The 16,557-nt window shown below is 73.3% G+C and carries 15 protein-coding genes; 6 read left to right on the plus strand and 9 right to left on the minus strand.

The genetic code is table 11. The annotated features are described in order from the left end of the window. Positions 1-20: 20 nt before the first annotated feature. The 3 genes from rfbB (at position 21) to ISOVA_RS12150 (ending at position 3,909) form a co-directional block, all read left to right on the plus strand. Entirely contained in the window at positions 21-1,016 is a 996-nt protein-coding gene (rfbB, locus tag ISOVA_RS12140; RefSeq protein ID WP_013839518.1) for a dTDP-glucose 4,6-dehydratase, read from the plus strand. A 162-nt stretch (positions 1,017-1,178) separates the two neighbouring features. After that, positions 1,179-2,525 (plus strand): LCP family protein, encoded by a 1,347-nt coding sequence (locus ISOVA_RS12145; RefSeq protein ID WP_233275891.1) that lies wholly within the window; start codon positions 1,179-1,181, stop codon positions 2,523-2,525. Between the two features lie 10 nt (positions 2,526-2,535). Further along, positions 2,536-3,909: an LCP family protein gene (locus ISOVA_RS12150; protein WP_013839520.1), complete on the plus strand. Its 1,374-nt coding sequence runs from the start codon at positions 2,536-2,538 to the stop codon at positions 3,907-3,909. A 21-nt stretch (positions 3,910-3,930) separates the two neighbouring features. Here the strand turns inward: ISOVA_RS12150 and ISOVA_RS12155 are convergent, their stop codons facing one another. Then, on the minus strand, positions 3,931-4,203 hold the full coding sequence (locus tag ISOVA_RS12155; protein WP_049788342.1) for a hypothetical protein: 273 nt from the start codon (positions 4,201-4,203) through the stop codon (positions 3,931-3,933). Positions 4,204-4,253: 50 nt separating this feature from the next. Between ISOVA_RS12155 and ISOVA_RS16165 the strand changes: the two genes are divergently transcribed. Further along, positions 4,254-4,580, plus strand: coding sequence for a family 43 glycosylhydrolase (locus ISOVA_RS16165; protein ID WP_233276020.1), 327 nt, complete (start codon positions 4,254-4,256; stop codon positions 4,578-4,580). A gap of 6 nt (positions 4,581-4,586) precedes the next feature. Here the strand turns inward: ISOVA_RS16165 and purE are convergent, their stop codons facing one another. The 7 genes from purE to ISOVA_RS12195 all read right to left on the minus strand — a co-directional run bounded on the left by purE (position 4,587) and on the right by ISOVA_RS12195 (position 13,373). Further along, complete coding sequence (purE, locus tag ISOVA_RS12165) at positions 4,587-5,129, minus strand: 5-(carboxyamino)imidazole ribonucleotide mutase (RefSeq protein WP_013839521.1); 543 nt, start codon at positions 5,127-5,129, stop codon at positions 4,587-4,589. Beyond that, entirely contained in the window at positions 5,129-6,319 is a 1,191-nt protein-coding gene (locus ISOVA_RS12170) for a 5-(carboxyamino)imidazole ribonucleotide synthase (protein WP_013839522.1), read from the minus strand. The genes purE and ISOVA_RS12170 overlap by 1 nt, the downstream gene beginning before the upstream one ends. Before the next feature lie 104 nt (positions 6,320-6,423). Then, on the minus strand, positions 6,424-8,091 hold the full coding sequence (locus ISOVA_RS12175) for a glycoside hydrolase family 13 protein (RefSeq protein ID WP_013839523.1): 1,668 nt from the start codon (positions 8,089-8,091) through the stop codon (positions 6,424-6,426). A gap of 16 nt (positions 8,092-8,107) precedes the next feature. Then, entirely contained in the window at positions 8,108-8,935 is an 828-nt protein-coding gene (locus tag ISOVA_RS12180; protein ID WP_013839524.1) for a carbohydrate ABC transporter permease, read from the minus strand. Next, positions 8,935-9,876 carry a carbohydrate ABC transporter permease gene (locus ISOVA_RS12185; RefSeq protein WP_013839525.1) on the minus strand — a complete coding sequence of 314 codons (942 nt, stop codon included), beginning with the start codon at positions 9,874-9,876 and terminating at the stop codon, positions 8,935-8,937. The genes ISOVA_RS12180 and ISOVA_RS12185 overlap by 1 nt, the downstream gene beginning before the upstream one ends. A 7-nt stretch (positions 9,877-9,883) precedes the next feature. Further along, positions 9,884-11,173, minus strand: coding sequence for an ABC transporter substrate-binding protein (locus ISOVA_RS12190; protein ID WP_013839526.1), 1,290 nt, complete (start codon positions 11,171-11,173; stop codon positions 9,884-9,886). Positions 11,174-11,231: 58 nt separating this feature from the next. Beyond that, a complete protein-coding gene (locus ISOVA_RS12195; protein WP_013839527.1) occupies positions 11,232-13,373 on the minus strand; it encodes an alpha-galactosidase in 2,142 nt (713 codons plus the stop codon). A gap of 62 nt (positions 13,374-13,435) precedes the next feature. Between ISOVA_RS12195 and ISOVA_RS12200 the strand changes: the two genes are divergently transcribed. Next, positions 13,436-14,620 (plus strand): ROK family transcriptional regulator, encoded by a 1,185-nt coding sequence (locus ISOVA_RS12200; protein ID WP_013839528.1) that lies wholly within the window; start codon positions 13,436-13,438, stop codon positions 14,618-14,620. A gap of 35 nt (positions 14,621-14,655) precedes the next feature. After that, positions 14,656-15,114, plus strand: coding sequence for a GtrA family protein (locus ISOVA_RS12205; RefSeq protein WP_013839529.1), 459 nt, complete (start codon positions 14,656-14,658; stop codon positions 15,112-15,114). 105 nt (positions 15,115-15,219) lie between these two features. Here the strand turns inward: ISOVA_RS12205 and ISOVA_RS12210 are convergent, their stop codons facing one another. Continuing rightward, positions 15,220-16,557 carry an ATP-binding protein gene (locus ISOVA_RS12210; protein WP_013839530.1) on the minus strand — a complete coding sequence of 446 codons (1,338 nt, stop codon included), beginning with the start codon at positions 16,555-16,557 and terminating at the stop codon, positions 15,220-15,222.

Consider the following 16,557-nt stretch of genomic DNA (forward strand, 5'->3'; position numbering starts at 1 on the left):
CCACACCTGGAGTCCACCTCATGCGCCTTCTCGTCACCGGTGGAGCCGGCTTCATCGGTTCCAACTTCGTCCAGCAGACCGTGCGCGAGCGCCCCGACGTCCGTGTCACGGTGCTCGACGCCCTGACCTACGCGGGCGACCGCTCCTCCCTGGCCCCGGTGGCGGACAAGGTCGAGCTCGTCGAGGGCAGCATCACCGACGCGGAGCTCGTCGACCGGCTCGTCGGCGACTCCGACCTCGTGGTGCACTTCGCGGCCGAGTCGCACAACGACAACTCGCTCGACGACCCGTCGCCGTTCGTCCAGACGAACCTCGTCGGCACCTACACGCTGCTCGAGGCCGTGCGCAAGCACCAGGTCCGCTTCCACCACATCTCGACCGACGAGGTCTACGGCGACCTCGAGCTCGACGACCCGGCGAAGTTCACGCCGACGACGCCGTACAACCCGTCGTCGCCGTACTCGTCGACCAAGGCGGGCTCGGACCTGCTCGTGCGCGCGTGGGTGCGCTCGTTCGGCGTGCAGGCGACGATCTCGAACTGCTCCAACAACTACGGGCCGTACCAGCACGTCGAGAAGTTCATCCCGCGCCAGATCACCAACCTCATCGACGGCATCCGCCCGCGTCTCTACGGCGCCGGCCTCAACGTGCGCGACTGGATCCACGTCGAGGACCACAACACCGCGGTCTGGGCGATCGTCGAGCGCGGCCGGATCGGCGAGACGTACCTCATCGGCGCCGACGGCGAGAAGAGCAACCTCGAGGTCGTGCAGACGCTGCTCGAGATCTTCGGCCGCCCGGCCGACGACTTCGACCACGTCAACGACCGCCCCGGGCACGACATGCGCTACGCCATCGACGCGTCGAAGCTGCGCGAGGAGCTGGGGTGGACGCCCCGGTACACCGACTTCCGCGAGGGCCTGCAGGCCACGGTGGACTGGTACCGGGCGAACGAGGACTGGTGGCGTCCGCACAAGGCGGCCGTCGAGGCGAAGTACGCCCTGTCGGGCCAGTAGTCGCACCACGCCCCGCCGACCCTCACGACGGCGTCCACCGCACCTCGCGGTGGGCGCCGTCGGCGCGTCGGGGCGGTCCCCCGCCGGTCCTCACACTTCCTCTACGTGGTCGGACCTTCGCACGCGCCGGTGCGTAACACGCAGCCCCTATGCTCTCTGTCCGTGACTCGCCGTCCCGTCCGCCACGCCGCGCCCAGGATCCAGCCCACCCGGGGTCCTGCGCACGCCCGGAACCTGCGGGGTCACGGCGCGCTGCGTGCGGTCGGCATGGCCGCGACGGCCGTCCTCGCCTTCGTGGGCGTCGGCGGCGCCACGGCGGCCGTGACGCTCACGGGCAACATCACCGCGGTCGACGCCGAGGAGGCGCTCGGCGAGGACCGCCCCGACAAGGTGGTCCCGGACGACCCGAACGCGGGCGTCCCCCTGAACATCCTGGTGCTGGGCTCCGACTCGCGCGAGGGCGTCAACGCGGACGTGGTCGCGGACGGCAACGAGGGCGCGCGCGCCGACACGACGATGATCCTGCACATCTCGGCGGACCGGTCGCGCGTCGAGGTCGTGTCGGTGCCGCGCGACTCGACGGTCGACATCCCCTCGTGCCCCACGTCGTCCGGCGGCGAGACCGCACCCCTGTACAAGACCAAGTTCAACGCGGCCTTCGCGTCGGGGTACGACACGGGGGGCGACGTCGAGTCCGGCGCCCTGTGCGTCATGAAGACGCTCGAGACCCTGACCGACGTGCGGATGGACGGCTTCGTCGTCGTGGACTTCGCGGGGTTCCAGAAGATGATCGACGCCATCGGCGGCGTCGAGATATGCATCCCGCAGCGGATCGAGTCCCGCAAGGCCGACAACCTCGTGCTCGAGGCGGGCGTCCAGGAGCTCGACGGGCTGACGGCGCTCAAGTACGCCCGCGCGCGGACGGGTGCCGGACTGGGCGACGGCTCGGACATCGGCCGCATCGGCCGCCAGCAGGAGCTCATGGCCGCGCTCGCGCGCACGGTGCTCGACCAGAACCTGCTCACCGACTCGCCGCAGCTGCTCCAGTTCCTCGGGGCGGTCACCGGGTCCCTCACGATGAGCTCGAACTTCGCCTCCGTCCAGGGACTCGCCGGTCTGGCGTACTCCGTGCGCAACGTGCGCCCTGACACGATCGCGTTCATGACCGTCCCGTTCGAGTACGACCCCGACAACCCGGCCAACGTGGTGTGGACGAGCGAGGCGGCGGACGTCTGGGACAACATGAACTACGACCGGCCCCTGAGCGACGCCGTCGCGCAGCCGGAGGCCGAGGCCTCCCCGAGCCCGTCGACGAGCGCCGGCGAGGGGACCGCCGGCGAGCAGCCGGCGGCGCCCGAGGAGCCGGCGCCGTCCGAGGAGGCGCCCGAGGCGGAGCCCGCGCCGGACGCCGCCTCGCCCGAGCCCTCGCCCACCCGCACCCGCGAGGCGGGCAAGGAGGCGTTCACGAGCGCCGACGTGACCGCCGTGTGCGGATCGACGGTGGGATGAGACGACGACCATGACGCGCGACGACCACCAGATCCCTCCGAGCTTCACGCCGCAGGGCGGCAGCTCCCGGCGGCCCGGCTCGGCCTCCGACGCCATCGCCGTGGGCGGCGCCGGCCGTCCCGAGCGCTCCGGTCGCGTGCCGCGACGTGACGACGCCGTGCCGGTCGAGCCCCGCGTCCGGCGGCAGTCCTCCCGCGAGATCCCCGTGACGCCGCAGCGCCGCTCGGCCACGCCCCAGCGCCACGAAGCCGGTGCCGGGGGGCAGCAGCCCCGGTCCTTCCCGCCCGGCTCCGGTCAGGCGCGGCGGGCAGGAGGCCGTCCGGTCGCCGCCGCGTCGGCCCCGCGGCCGGCCCCCGACCGGGCGGCGGCGGCACGGCGGCTGCGCACGGGGACACCGGCCGGCGCCGCCCGGCGCCCGGCGGCGGCGCCGGGCGGCGGCTTCCGCGTTCGCAAGCGCCGTGTCGCCGGACTGACGCTCGCGCTCCTGCTCGTGCTCCTGCTCGCCTGGCCCGTGGGCCTGCTCGTGTGGGCGAACGGCAAGATCCAGCACGTCGAGGCGCTCTCCGGGGCCCGCGGGACACCCGGCACGACGTACCTCCTCGCCGGCTCGGACGCGCGCGGGTCGGGCGGCGTCGAGGACGAGACCGAGGGTGCGCGCACGGACACGATCATGCTGCTGCACAAGCCGCGCAGCGGGCCCACCGCTCTCATCTCCCTGCCCCGCGACACGTACGTCGAGATCCCCGGCCACGGCGCCAACAAGATCAACGCCGCGTACTCGTTCGGCGGCGCGCCGCTCCTCGTAGAGACGGTCGAGCACCTCAGCGGGCTGACGGTCGACCACTACGCGGAGGTGGGCTTCGGCAGCGTGTCCGAGATCGTCGACGCGGTCGACGGCGTGGAGCTGTGCCTCGACTACGACGTGAACGACCCCAACAGCGGCCTCGTCTGGCAGGCCGGGTGCCGGACGGCCGACGGCCCGACCGCGGTCGCGTTCTCCCGCATGCGGTACGCGGACCCCAAGGGCGACATCGGCCGGGCGGAGCGGCAGCGCCAGGTCATCCAGGCGGTCGCCGAGAAGGTGGCCGACCGGGACGTCCTCATCCAGCCGCAGAACCAGGTGCAGCTCGTCGAGGCCGGCACGGACGCCCTCGTGGTCGACGAGCGCACCGGCATCATCGACCTCGGGCGCCTGGCCTTCGCGTTCCGCAAGGCGACCGGTCCCGAGGGGGTCACGGGCACGCCGCCCATCGCGAACCCGGGCTACGACCCGGGCACCGGGGTCGGCTCGACCGTCCTGCTCGACGAGGACGAGATCGACCAGTTCTGGGCCGACCTGCGCGACGGTGCGTTCGAGCCGGGCAGCACCGTCGGCGGCCTCTGACCTCGGCGCGCCCGGCGCCCCTCAGCGCGACCGGCGCTCGCCGCGCACGATCGACCGGATGACCTCGACGGGGAGTTTCGGCTTGCGGTTCTCGTCGACGAGCCCGTTCGCCTCCTGGAGCGTGTCGGTGAGCTGCGTGTAGCAGACGCCGGCGAGCGCGGGGCTGGCGTACAGGGCCTCGAACAGCTCGCGCACGCGTGCCTCGAAGTCGTCGGCCGACGAGGCGACCGAGTACCCCCACGTGTCGATCTCGGCGTCCGGGGCCCAGGTGACCCCGCCGAACTCGGTCACCATCAGGCGAGCCCGTCCGGCTGTTCAAGCAGGACCAGCCGTGGGAGGGCGACCTGGTCGAGGCCCCCACGATCCTGCGGCGCGGTGACGTCTACCACGCGCTCTACTCGGCGAACTTCTACGGCGACGACACCTACGCCGTCGGGCACGCGACGGCACCCGCGCTCGAGGGGCCGTGGACGAAGGACCCGGAGCCCGTGCTGTCGACGGAGACGACGGACGGGCTGTACCGGGGCCCGGGCGGTCAGGACGTGGTGACCACGCCCGAGGGTGACGTCATCGTCTTCCACGCGTGGGACGGCGCGTACGTCAAGCGCGAGATGTACACCCTGCCGCTCCGCTGGGACGGCGACACCCCGGTGATCACGCCGCCCGGGTGATGCGCCTCAGGCCGAGAAGCCCGTCCTGCTCGCACCGGCACGCGCCGCGCGCAGCCGCTCGCCCTTGGCCCGCGCGGCGTCGCCGAGCTCGGCCTGGAACGCGGCCATGCGCTCGCGCAGGGCCAGCGACTCGGCGTCGGTCCCGGCGCCGAGGATCCGCGCCGCGAGCAGGCCGGCGTTGCGCGCGCCGCCGATGGACACCGTCGCGACGGGCACGCCCGCGGGCATCTGCACGATCGACAGCAGCGAGTCCATGCCGTCGAGGTGCCGCAGCGGCACGGGGACGCCGATGACGGGCAGCGGCGTGACGGCCGCGAACATGCCGGGCAGGTGGGCGGCCCCGCCGGCGCCGGCGATGATGACGCGCAGCCCGCGCTCGGACGCCGTCTGGCCGTAGGAGATCATCTCGGTCGGCATGCGGTGCGCCGAGACGACGTCGACCTCGACGGGCACGTCGAGCTCGGCGAGCGCGTCGGCCGCGCCCTCCATAACGGGCCAGTCGGAGTCCGACCCCATGACGATCCCGACGACGGGGGTGCGCTCGCTCATCAGCTCTCCTCGATGCTCTCGCCGCGCAGCAGCGCGGCGGCCGCCACGGCCCGACGGCGGACCTCGGCGAGGTCCGTGCCGCTGACGTTGACGTGGCCCAGCTTGCGGCCGGGGCGGACGCCCTTGCCGTACAGGTTGACGCGCGCCTCGGGGAAGCGCGCGAGGAGCTCGGGCAGCGCGTCGGTGAGCTCGTCGAGCGTCGAGCCGAGCACGTTGGCCATGACGGTCCAGGGCGCGCGCGGCGCGGTGTCACCGAGCGGCAGGTCGAGGACCGCGCGCAGGTGCTGCTCGAACTGGCTCGTGACGGCACCGTCGATGGTCCAGTGCCCGGAGTTGTGCGGGCGCATCGCGAGCTCGTTGACGAGGACCCGCGGCTCGCCGTCGGGCCCGGCGACCTCGAACAGCTCGACCGCGAGCACGCCCGTGACGTCGAGGCCCTCGGCGACGGCCACGGCGATCTCGCGCGCGCGGGCGTCCAGCTTCGGCGCGAGGTCCGGCGCGGGCGCGATCACCTCGGAGCACACGCCGTCGCGCTGGATCGACTCGACGACGGGCCACGTGCGCACCTCGCCCGACGGGCGGCGCGCGACGAGCGCGGCGAGCTCGCGCGTGAACGGCACCTTCTCCTCGACGAGCAGTCGCGGGCCGCCGGCCGCGACGGCGTCGAACCAGTCGGCGACCTGCTCGGGCGCGGACACGACCCGGACGCCCTTGCCGTCGTACCCGCCGCGCGACGTCTTGACGACGGCCTCGCCGCCCGGTGCCTCGGCGAGGAACGCCTCGAGCGCCGTGCGCCCCTCGGCAGGGTCGGCCGGCAGCGCGGCCCACCGCGGGCACGGCACGCCGAGCGCGGTGAGGCGCTCGCGCATGACGATCTTGTCCTGCGCCTGCACGAGCGCGTGCGGGCCGGGACGCACGGGCGTCCCGTGCTCGACGAGGTCCGTGAGCAGGGTGTTGGGGACGTGCTCGTGCTCGAACGTGAGCACGGACGCCGGCGCGCGCCCGTCGGAGGGCGCGATGAGGTCGCGGATCGCCGCCTCGTCCGACGCCGCGCCGACCGGCGCGTCGGTGACGACCTGCGCGGCCGACGTCGTCGGGTCCTCGACGAGCACGCGCAGCCGCACGCCGAGCTCGGCGGCCGCCGGCGCCATCATGCGGGCGAGCTGGCCGCCGCCGACGACGGCGACCACGGGCGGGCCAACGGGCTGCCTCGCGGGCTGCTCCGCGGGCTGCGAGGAGGAGGATGCGGCGCGATCGGTCACGGGTGACCAGGATACCGACCCGCCCCGGCCCCTCAGCGCCGGAGCCAGACCGTGGTCTCGGCCGGGATGACCCCGTCGCCGAGCTCGCCGCTGGCGAGCAGCACCTCGCCGTCGGGCAGCGGGACCTTCTCGGCGCCGAAGTTGGTGACGTTGACCCATCCCCCGGGCCGCTCGAACGCGAGCACCGTGCCGCCGGGCGCGGCGGCCGCGACCGCCGCGTCGTCGAGCCACGTGAGCTCCTCGGGGCCGCGCAGCTCCCGCCGCAGGCGCAGGGCGGCGCGGTAGAGCTCGAGCGTCGAGCCCGGCACGCCGTCCTGCCGGTCGACGGCATGCTCGCCCCACCACTCCGGCTGCGGCAGGTGCGACCTCGGCGACGGGCCGAAGCCGAACGACGGCGCGTCGGCGACCCACGGCAGCGGCACCCGGCAGCCGTCGCGCCCGACGTCGTGACCCGGGCTGCGGAAGAAGGTCGGGTCCTGGCGCTCGGCGTCGGGGATCTCCGCGACCTCGGGCAGGCCGAGCTCCTCGCCCTGGTAGACGTAGGCCGAGCCGGGCAGCGCGAGCACGAGCATCGTGACGGCGTGCGCCCGGCGCAGGCCGCGCACGGCGTCGAGCTCGGGCTCGGTGCCCCCGCTGAGCAGCCACCGGCGCCCGACGTCGCCGCGCCCGCTGCCGTCGTCGGGCAGGCCGTAGCGGGTCGGGTGCCGCACGACGTCGTGGTTCGACAGCACCCAGGTGTTCGACGAGCCGGTCTCGAGCGTGGCCGCGACGTTCCGGTCGATGATCTCGCGGAACTCGCGCGCGTCGAAGTTGGCCCGCAGGAGGTCGAAGTTGAACGCCTGCCCCAGCGCCGACGGCAGGGCGTAGCGGTGCCGCCGCGACGGCGCGACCCACGCCTCGGCGACCGCGGCACGCGGCGGGTCGTAAGAGTCGAGGACGCCGCGCCACTCGGCGTAGATGTCCATGAGCTCCTCGCGGTCCCCGAGCGGGTGGGTGCCGTCGTCGACCTCGTCGAGGATCGGCAGGTCCGCCGCGGACGGCAGCGGGTCCGTCGACAGGTCCTTGGCCAGGTGGTGCGCGACGTCGACCCGGAACCCGTCGACGCCGCGGTCCGACCAGAACCGCAGCGTGCGCAGGAAGTCGTCGCGCACCTCGCGGTTGTCCCAGTTGAGGTCGGGCTGCTCGACCGCGAACAGGTGCAGGTACCACTGGCCGTCGCCGACCGGCTCCCACGCCGAGCCGCCGAACGTGGACTGCCAGTCGCTCGGCGGCAGCTCCTTGTTCGGCCCCAGCCCGTCGCGGAAGACGTACCGGTCCCGCTCGGGCGACCCCGGCCCGGCCGCGAGCGCCTGCCGGAACCACTCGTGCCGGTCGGACGTGTGGTTCGGCACGATGTCGACGATGACGCGGATGTCGGCGTCGTGCAGCGTCGCGAGCATCTCGTCGAAGTCGTCGAGCGTGCCCAGGCGCGGGTCGACGTCGCGGTAGTCGTCGACGTCGTACCCGCCGTCGGCGAGCGCCGACGGGTAGAACGGGCTGAGCCAGACGGCATCCACCCCGAGCCGGCGCAGGTGGTCGACGCGCGACGTGACGCCCTTCAGGTCGCCGATCCCGTCGCCGTCGCTGTCGGCGAAGCTGCGGGGGTAGACCTGGTAGACGACGGCGTGGCGCCACCAGTCCTTGTCGGGCGTGAGCGGCATGAGCTTCCTTTCCGGTCTACTTGACGGACCCGCGCACGACACCCGAGATGACCCAGCGCTGCGCGAAGACGTACACCAGGAGCAGCGGCGCCATCGCCATGAGGTAGGAGGCGAACGCGACGGTGTAGTCGGTGTTGAACTGTCCCTGGAAGATGTACTGCGCGAGCGGGATCGTCCGGGCGGCGGGGTCCGAGAGCACCACCAAGGGCAGGATGAAGTCATTCCAGGCCCACACGCACGTCAGGATCCCGACGGTGGCGTTCATCGGCGCGAGCAGCGGGAAGATGACCTGCCAGAAGACGCGCCACGTGCTGGCGCCGTCGACGCGCGCCGCTTCCTCGAGCTCGACGGGTATCGAGCGGATGTACGCGGTGTAGACGAAGACGTTGAGGCTCAGCCCGAACACCGTGTACAGCACGATCAGGCCGACCTGGTTGTCGAGGCCGAGGATGGCCGTCTCCTTGACCAGCGGCAGCATGAGGATGGGGAACGGCACGAACAGCGCCGCGAGCAGGTAGAAGTACACGGCCTTGAAGAAGCGGCGGTGCAGGTTGCGCGCGATCGCCCAGGAGACCATCGAGTTGGTGAGCAGCGTGAGCACGAGCGCGCCGACCGTGATGAGCACGGTGTTGGTCAGCGCCGTCGGGAAGCTCGCGCGCTCCCACGCCTCGGCGAAGTTCTCCCAGCGCACCTGGGTGGGCAGCTCGAAGCCTGTGCCGGAGAGCTGGTCGGGCGTCTTGAGCGCGACGACGACTGCCAGGTAGATGGGGACGAGCACGGTCAGGGCGCACACCGCGACGAACGCGGTGGCCCACCAGTTGATCCTGCGGGTGTCGGTGTGCATCAGAAGTCGGCCTCTCGACGCTGGAGGAAGCGGAGCTGCAGCAGCGAGACCACGGTGATCACGATGACGAAGACCACCGCGTTCGCGGTCTGGTAGGCGAACTCGCCGCCGGTGAAGCCGCCGCGGTAGATGAGCAGCGTGATCGACTCGGTCGACGTGCCCGGACCGCCGTTGGTGAGGGCGACGACGTGGTCGAAGACCTGCAGGAAGTTCTTGAGGCTCAGCACCATGTTGATCGTGAAGAAGGCGCTGATGAGCGGGAAGGTGATGCGCGTGAACTGCCGCCACGGCGAGGCGCCGTCGAGCGACGCGGCCTCGTAGATCTCGGGCGGGATGGTCTGCAGGCCGGCGAGGTAGATGATGATCGCGAACGCGCTGGCCTGCCAGACGGCGAGGATCACGATCGCGACCCACGCCCAGTCGGGGCTCGACAGGATGTTCTCGCCGATGACGGGAACGTTCGGCAGCAGCTTCGGCAGCGAGTTCGCGAACAGGTACTGGAAGACGTACCCGACCACGAGGATCGCGAGCACGTACGGCATGAAGAAGATGCCGCGGAACGTGTTGCGCGCCACGATGCGCGAGTTCAGCGCGAGCGCGATCGCGAGCGAGATGACGTTCGTCAGCACGGTCGCGACGAGCGCGAACCCGAAGCTGAACCCGTATGCGCCGAGCACGCGGTCGTCGCGGAACAGGTTGACGTAGTTCCGCGCCCCGACGAACTCCCAGGCGCCGTACCCGGCGTAGTCCGTGAAGCTGAAGAAGACGCCGACGAGCACGGGCAGCGTGTGGAACAGGGCGAAGAGCGCGACCGCCGGCAGCACCATCCAGTAGAACGGCCGGCGCAGGCGGTTGCGGGCGGCACGGCGCGAGGCGTCGGTCGAGGTCGCGGCGCGCGGCGCCGGCACCGGCGGCACGGGGGCGTGGGTCGTGGTGGTCATGGTCGCCTCACTCTCCGGTCCGGGCGGCGACCTTGCGCCACTCGTTGTCGAGGGTCCGCAGCGCGCGGGCGTGGTCGCCGTCGAACATCGCCTGCTGCAGCGTCGCGTCGAGCGGGATGCTCGCCGGCACCTGGTGGTCGATGAAGCCCGTGATGCGCCCCTCGTCGAACCAGGGCTGGAGCTCGAGGAGGGTCGGGTCGTCGGTCCCGGCGGAGTCGACGACGGAGGGGAACATGTTCTGCGACGCCGCGAACCGGTCGATCACCGGCTGCGAGAAGAGGAACTCGACGAACCGCCGCGCCTCCTCCCGGTGCGGCGTGTCGCGGCCGATCGCGATCGTGACGTCGACGCCCGAGACGAGCAGACGCTCGTCAGGGTCGTCCGTCGGGTAGGGGAAGACGCCGGCGTCGATGTCCGGGTTGTTCTCCTTGATCGGCGCGAGCGCCCACACGCCCTGCAGGAGCATGGCCGACTCGCCCGCCGCGAACGCCGCGTTGCCGTCGTCGTACGTCCGCCCGCGGTAGCCGTCCTGCGCGTACGAGTACAGCTGCGCGAGCCGCTCCATCGTCTCCGCGTAGTCCTTCTCGAACGACACGGGCGAGGCGGGCCCGACGTCGGTGCCCTGCTCCCGCATCTGCTCGAAGAACCCGTCCTGGGCGGCATAGGCGCCGATGCCGTTGAACGCCGGCAGCGTGGTCCAGGCGTCGGCGAGCGTGCCGTAGAACGGCGTGACACCGGCGGCCTCGAGCGTCTCGCAGACCTCGATGAGCTCGTCCCACGTGGTGGGCGGCTCGAGGCCGTGCTCGGCGAAGATCTCGCGGTTGTAGATGATCCCGTCCGCGTTGCTCACATAGCCGAGCGAGCTGACCTCGTCCTCGTACGTCCCCAGGTCGGCGAGCACCTCCTGGACGGCGGGGTTGATCCGCTCGAGCAGCGGGTCGCCGCTGAAGTCGTGGAAGACCCCGGCCTCGGCGAGCTGGCCGTACGGCCGCGCGCCGTTGAGCGTGATGACGTCGGGCGTCTTGTCCTTGACGAGCAGCGTGCGGATCGCGGTGTCGGCGTCGGGCGCCGCGTTCTGGACCACGCGGATGCCGGGGTTCTGCGCCTCGAACTCGGCGATGATCTCGTCGAACGCGCCGACCGCCTCGCCCTTGAACTGGAAGAAGTCGAGCTCGACGACGCCGTCGGCGTCGGCGGGCGAGCACGCCGCGAGGGCGGCTCCGAGCGTGACCGTGAGCGTGACGGCCGCGGCCGCCGCGGCCGCCCGCCGTCGTCGTCGGGGTGGGAGCACCTGCATGTGCGCCTCCTTGCGCCGGGTGTCGATCTGTGGGGCTGGTGCGGGTCGTCGTAGGGGTCTAGGACTGTGCGGTCAGCTCGAGGACGACGAGCCGACCGGGATGCAGCACGGGCGCCTGGAGCCCGACGAGGCCGAGCTGGCGGCCCGTGAGCGTGACCGGGCGCTGTGTCCAGGGCAGCGGCGACTGTCCCGGCCCGTCGGCGACGCTGCCGGCCACGACCCGCACCGCGTACCGGCGCTCGGGGTCCAGACCGGGCACGGTGAAGCGGCCGGGCGGGTACGTGACCGACGTCGTCACCTGGGTGTACGTGATCACGGCCCGGTCCCGCTCGCGCGCGACGACGCCGCGCACGTCCCGGTCGGGCGGGGTGTCGGCGTTGACGACGACGCCGGTGTGCAGGAGGTCGCGGTAGCGCCTGTGCAGCGCGACCCACTGCGCGACGTCGGCCAGGCCCGCGTCGTCGAGGGTCGTCAGGTCCCACTCGATGCCGAAGTGGCCGGGCAGCGCGACGCCGGCGGACAGGTCGAGCGCGACCGTGCGGCCCGTCGAGTGGACGTGCGGCGTGGTCAGGTGCGCGCCCATGAGCTCGGGCGGCACCAGCAGCCCGGTGTACCGCTGGATCTGCAGGCGCTCGACCGGGTCGAGCGTGTCCGAGGTCCACACGCGGTCGGTGTGCTCGAGGATGCCGAGGTCGACGCGCGCGCCGCCCGACGCGCACGACTCGATCTCCAGGCCCGGGTGGCGTCGCTTGAGCTCGGCGAGCAGCGCGTAGAGCGCCTTGACGTTCTCGTGCACGCGGGCGCGGCCGTCCTCGGCCGACCCGGCCTCGAGCAGGTCGCGGTTGTGGTCCCACTTGAGGTAGGCGATGTCGTGCTCGGTGAGCAGCGCGTCGAGCCGCTCGAGCAGGTAGGCCCGGACGTCGGGCCGCGAGAGGTCGAGCACCTGCTGCTGGCGCGCCGGCACGGGCAGGTCGGCGCGGCCGCGCAGGATCCAGTCCGGGTGAGCCCGGGCGAGGTCGGAGTCGGGGTTGACCATCTCGGGCTCGACCCACAGGCCGAACTCCATGCCGTGGCCGCGTACGACGTCGATCAACGGGCCGAGGCCGTCGGGCCAGACGGTCTCGTCGACGTACCAGTCCCCCAGGCCCGCGGTGTCGTCGCGGCGCCCGCGGAACCACCCGTCGTCGAGCACGAAGCGCTCGACCCCGACGGCGGCGGCCCGCTCCGCGAGCGCGGTGAGGCGCTCGAGGCTCTGGTCGAAGTAGACGGCCTCCCACGTGTTGAGCGTGACCGGGCGGGGTCGGTGCGGGTGGTGCGGGCGGGCGCGCAGCTCGTCGTGGAAGCGGCGCGCGAGCGCGTCGAGCCCGTCGCCCCACGAGCCGATCGCCCACGGCGTCCGGTACGACGCGCCGGGCGCGAGCGTGACCTCGCCGGGGGCGAGCAGCTCGCCGGCGGACAGGTACGCCTCGGCCGTGGGCGTGCGCTCGGCGAGCAGGCGGTGGTTGCCGCTCCACGCGACGTGCACGCCGTGGACGAGGCCGCGCTCGAAGCCGAACCCGGCACGACCGGCGACGAGCAGCAGGCTCGCGTCGGCGCCGGGGCGGCCGCGGCGGCTCTCGCGCACGTGCGTGCCGACGGTGAACGCGTGCCGCTGCGGCGAGCGCTCGCGCAGGTGCCGGCCCGTGGTGTCGAGCAGCTCGTCGGCGCCCGCGGGCAGGGGGAACACGGGCGCGAGCGCGTGCAGCTCGAACGGCTCGTCGCCGAGGTTGGTCAGCGTCACGCGCTGGCGCACGAGCCCGGCCGGGGTGACCTCGACCTCGAGGTCCGCGGCCAGACCGGCCGCGTCGTCGGCGGCGCGCACGACGACGCCGGTGAGCTGCCCGGCGTGCTCGGCGACGTCAAGGTCGCGCGTGCACAGGAGGGCGGAGAAGCCGCGCCCGCCGGGGCGGTGGCCGGCGAGGCCCGGGGTGCCGAACCAGCCGGTCGCCTCCTGCGGCAGGAGCGCGAGCGCCGTCGGGGTGTCGATGCCGCCGGACACACGCTGCGGCCGGGCGGCCATGGCCAGGTCCTCGAGCTCGGCGTCGGCGAGGTCGCCGAGGTCGGCTCCCCACCAGACGATCGCCGGGAGCGGGACGTCGCGCGCGTCGAGGACGACGCTGGTGCCACCGTTGCGCAGGTGGAGCACGCCAGAGTGCTGCATGGCGTTTTTTCTACCGTGGAAATAACAGGGTGTCAACGGCAGCTCCCTGGGACAATGGGTCGGTGCCCCGCCCGACCCTCGCCCCACCGACGACGACGTCCCCGACGCTCGGCCCGACGTCGCGCGAGCTCGCGCGCCTCGTCCTCGTCCACGGGCCGATCTCCCGGGCGGAGCTCGGCCGCCGTCTCGACCTCTCGCCGGCCAGCCTGACCCGGCTGAGCAAGCCGTTCCTCGAGCGCGGCCTCTTCGTCGAGTCGGCCGCCGAGCACGGGCTCACCGGTCGCCCGACCCGCCCGCTCGACGTGCGCGTCGACGCGGCACGTTTCGCCGGCGTCAAGGTCACGGGCGACGCGGCGTTCGGCGTCGTGACCGACCTGCGCTCGACGCCGCTCGCGAGCGCCGAGCGCGCCCTGCCCGGGCACGCGCCGGAGGAGGTCGTGCGACTCGTGGCCCAGCTCGTCCGCGAGCTGGTCGCGGTGTCCGACGGCGCGTCCGACGCGCCGCTCACGGGGCTCGGGGTGAGCGTGGGCGGCAACGTCGAGGGCGGGCGCGTCGTCACGCGCGCCCCGTTCCTCGGGTGGCGCGACGTCCTGCTCGCCGACCTGCTCGAGGGCGAGACCGGCCTGCCGACGACGGTCGAGAACGACGTCACCGCGCTGACGACGGCCGAGCAGTGGTTCGGCCCGGCGCGCGACGTCAGCTCGTTCGCCGTCGTGACGATCGGGGCGGGCGTCGGCTACGGGCTCGTGGTCGCCGACCGCGTCATCGTCACCCCCGACACCGGGCTCGGGCTCGGCGGGCACGTGCCGCTCGACCCCGACGGTCCGCGCTGCCCCGACGGCCACCCCGGGTGCTCGACGGCGATGCTCGCCGCGCCGAGCATCGCCGCCTCGGCCGGCGCCGCGCTCGGCCGCGAGATCACCTACGACGAGGTGCTGCGGCTCGCGGCCGCGGGCGACCCCGCCGCGACGGCGGTGACCGAGGCGTCCGGGCGGGCGCTCGGCCGCCTGCTCGGCCACATCGCCAACCTGGCGCTCGTCGACACGATCGTGCTCTCGGGCGAGGGCATCGGTCTGTGGGACGTCGTGGGCGACGTCGCACGCGAGCGCCTCGACGCCGACCGCGACCCCGAGGCGACGCCCGTGACCCTGCACGTCGACGACTCCGGCTTCGTCGCCTGGGCGCGCGGCGCCGCGGCGACCGCCATCCAGGCGGCCGTGCACACGCTGCGGCTGCCGGGGACGTGAGCTCCCGCACCGGACGCCCCGATAGGCTGGCGCGCATGTCGCGCCCCGCTGTCCCCCGGCTGCGCGCCCCCTGGTACCGGGTCGCGGAGATCGCGCGGTTCGGGTCGGTGGGGCTGCTCGCCTACGTCGTCGACATCGGCGTCTTCAACCTGCTGCGCTTCGGGCCCGGCGAGCTGCTCGGGGAGAAGCCGCTGACGGCCAAGGTGGTGTCGGTCGCGGTCGCGACGCTCGTGGCCTGGGTCGGCAACCGGTACTGGACGTTCGCGCGGCAGCGCACCCGGAGGCGCGGCCGGGAGCTGACCCTGTTCGTGCTCGTCAACCTCGGCGGCATGGCGATCGCGGTCGGGTGCCTCGCCGTCTCGCACTACGTGCTCGGGCTGACCTCGCCGCTCGCCGACAACGTCTCCGCCAACGGCGTCGGCCTCGTGCTCGGGACCGTGTTCCGCTACGTCATGTATCGGCGGTTCGTCTTCACCGGAGCCGCCCGCACCTGACTGCACCCGCCCCTCCGTTGTGGGCGTGATTTCTGGGGTCGAGAACCAGGACGATCCGGACACAAAGGGCCAGAAATCACGCCCACAACGCTGCTGCGGTCGGGCTCAGTCGTGGTGGAGCCAGCCGCGACGGCGGCCGCGGCTCGAGATCGTCGTCCCCGGCGGGAGCACGACCTTCGGGTCGAGCGTCTTCGGCACGCCCGCGAGGAACAGCGCGAACACGGGCGGACGGCGCTGCGCGAGCTCGAGGCGCCCGCCGTCGGCCGCGGCGAGGTCCCGCGCGAGCGCGAGCCCGAGGCCCGTGCTGCCGCCCGTCGTCGTGCCGCGCTCGAAGATCCGCGGCGCGATCTCGTCGGAGACCCCCGGCCCCTCGTCGGAGACCTCGATCGCGACCGCGCCGGTCGTGCCCGACGGGCGCGAGCGGACCGTCGTCGTCCCGGCGCCGTACTTGAGCGAGTTCTCGAGCAGCGTCGCGATGATCTGGGCGAGCGCGCCCGGGGTGGCCAGGACCCGCTGGTCGTGCGGGACGTCGAACACGAGGTCGCGACCCGCGCGCTCGAACGTGGGCTGCCACTCCTCCTCCTGCTGGTGCAGCACGTCCCACAGGTCGACGGCCTCGGTCGTGCCGCCCTGGGCCCGGCGCGACGCCGCGAGGAGGTCGTCGACGACGCTCACGAGCCGCTCGACCTGCTCGAGCGAGATGCGCGCCTCCTCGACGACCTCGGGGTCCTGGGAGGAGAGCATGATCTCCTCGAGCCGCATCGTCAGGGCGGTGAGCGGCGTGCGGAGCTGGTGCGAGGCGTCCTGCGTGAACTGCCGCTCGGCCGCGAGGCGCCCCGCGAGCCGGTCGGCGCTGCGCGCCAGCTCGGCCGCGACCAGGTCGATCTCCTCCACGCCCGACGGCTCGAGCCGCGGGCGCACCTGGCCCGAGCCGAGCTGCTCGGCCGACGCCGCGAGGTAGACCAGCGGCGCGGACAGGCGGTTCGCCTGCCACACCGCGACCGCGACGCCGGCCGCGACGGCGACGACCGCGGCGATCACGACGAGCACCACGGCCTGCGCGACCTTGACGTACGCGCCCACGGCCGACGCGACCATGACGACGCCGGCCCGCGCGGGCGTCGTCGCGCCCCACTCGATCTTCGGCCCGGTGACGGGTTCGCCCCGCTCGATCACCGTGCCGTCCGGCATGCTGATCGTGATGTGCGCCGGCAGGTCGCCCGCGCGGCCCTCGACCGCGCTGTCGAGCAGCGCGTCCGTCGGCAGCTCGCCGCGCTCGATCGCCCGGTCGACGGCGTTCGCGAGCACGGCGCCGCGGTCGTTGATGCGCTGCGACTCGCTGCTCAGGACGAGCTGGCCCGCGAAGAAGCCCAGCGGGATGCCGAGCAGCAGCACCGCGACGGCGACCGCGGAGATGGTCGCCAGCAGGACGCGGCGGCGCAC

The sequence above is a fragment of the Isoptericola variabilis 225 genome (assembly GCF_000215105.1).
Classification (GTDB): Bacteria; Actinomycetota; Actinomycetes; order Actinomycetales; family Cellulomonadaceae; genus Isoptericola; species Isoptericola variabilis_A.

Excerpts from the sequence above, each read along its gene's own strand:
- rfbB (WP_013839518.1), top strand. The coding sequence starts at position 21 with ATGCGCCTTCTCGTCACCGGTGGAGCCGGCTTCATCGGTTCCAACTTC.
- ISOVA_RS12150 (WP_013839520.1), top strand. The coding sequence starts at position 2,536 with ATGACGCGCGACGACCACCAGATCCCTCCGAGCTTCACGCCGCAGGGC.
- ISOVA_RS12155 (WP_049788342.1), bottom strand. The coding sequence starts at position 4,203 with ATGGTGACCGAGTTCGGCGGGGTCACCTGGGCCCCGGACGCCGAGATC.
- purE (WP_013839521.1), bottom strand. The coding sequence starts at position 5,129 with ATGAGCGAGCGCACCCCCGTCGTCGGGATCGTCATGGGGTCGGACTCC.
- ISOVA_RS12175 (WP_013839523.1), bottom strand. The coding sequence starts at position 8,091 with ATGCCGCTCACGCCCGACAAGGACTGGTGGCGCCACGCCGTCGTCTAC.
- ISOVA_RS12180 (WP_013839524.1), bottom strand. The coding sequence starts at position 8,935 with ATGCACACCGACACCCGCAGGATCAACTGGTGGGCCACCGCGTTCGTC.
- ISOVA_RS12185 (WP_013839525.1), bottom strand. The coding sequence starts at position 9,876 with ATGACCACCACGACCCACGCCCCCGTGCCGCCGGTGCCGGCGCCGCGC.
- ISOVA_RS12190 (WP_013839526.1), bottom strand. The coding sequence starts at position 11,173 with ATGCAGGTGCTCCCACCCCGACGACGACGGCGGGCGGCCGCGGCGGCC.
- ISOVA_RS12195 (WP_013839527.1), bottom strand. The coding sequence starts at position 13,373 with ATGCAGCACTCTGGCGTGCTCCACCTGCGCAACGGTGGCACCAGCGTC.
- ISOVA_RS12205 (WP_013839529.1), top strand. The coding sequence starts at position 14,656 with ATGTCGCGCCCCGCTGTCCCCCGGCTGCGCGCCCCCTGGTACCGGGTC.